Consider the following 992-nt stretch of genomic DNA (forward strand, 5'->3'; position numbering starts at 1 on the left):
GCCGCGAAAGGACGCCCAGCCTGCGTGATGTCGGGTCGAGCCACGCCGCGGCTTGTTGGCGCGCCGAAGAGGTGGTGGGCGCATGACCGGTCCTCTGCTGAAAGTCGAGAATCTGACCAAGCATTATCCGCTCGGTGCGGGATTCCTGAAGAAGACCGTTCCGGTGATCCGGGCGGTGGAGGATGTATCCTTTTCCGTCGAGGCGGGCGAGACGCTCTGTATCGTCGGAGAATCCGGCTGCGGCAAGTCCACTGTCGCGCGGCTCCTGATGCGGCTCGTGGAGCCGACGGGCGGGCGCGTGCTGATCGATGGGACCGACATTGCGGGCCTCAAGAAGGACGCGCTTCACGCGTGGCGCCGTCGGATGCAGATGGTCTTTCAGGATCCCTACTCGTCGCTGAACCCGCGCCTCACGGCCGAAAAGATCATTACTGAGCCCGTGGAGAATTTCGAGCGCCTCAGCCGAAGACAGCGCAAGGCGCTTGCCGGGGAGCTTCTGCAAAAGGTCGGAATGTCGCCCGAGATGATGCACAGGCTTCCGTCAGAGCTGTCGGGGGGTCAGCGGCAGCGGCTCGGTATCGCGCGGGCGCTGGCCCTCCAGCCCTCGCTCATCATTTTCGATGAAGCGGTGTCAGCCCTTGATGTATCGGTGCAGGCACAGATCTTGAATCTGCTTGTGGATCTCCACCAGCAGATGGGCATCGCCTTCGTCTTCATCTCACATGACCTTGGCGTCGTGGAGCATATCGGCCATCGCGTTGCGGTCATGTACCTAGGGCGGATCGTGGAGCTTGCACCGTGCGAGGCGCTCTTCGCCAAGCCGGTCCACCCCTACACCGAGGCGCTGATCGCGGCCGCTCCGGTGCCGGATCCGACGCGGGTTCGGCTGAAGGCGCCGGTCGAGGGCGAGGTGCCGAGCCCCATCAATCCGCCGAGCGGGTGCGCGTTCCATCCGCGCTGCCCAATCGCGGTGGAGCGCTGCCGCATCGAAG

1 protein-coding gene is annotated in these 992 nt (G+C 64.5%); it reads left to right on the forward strand.

What is annotated here, in order from left to right; all coding sequences use genetic code 11:
- Nucleotides 1–82: 82 nt before the first annotated feature.
- Nucleotides 83–992: ABC transporter ATP-binding protein (locus NKJ93_RS33510; protein ID WP_352593642.1), on the forward strand; the 910-nt coding region annotated here is incomplete at its 3' end.

This window comes from Mesorhizobium sp. M0028, assembly GCF_040323855.1.
GTDB lineage: Bacteria > Pseudomonadota > Alphaproteobacteria > Rhizobiales > Rhizobiaceae > Mesorhizobium.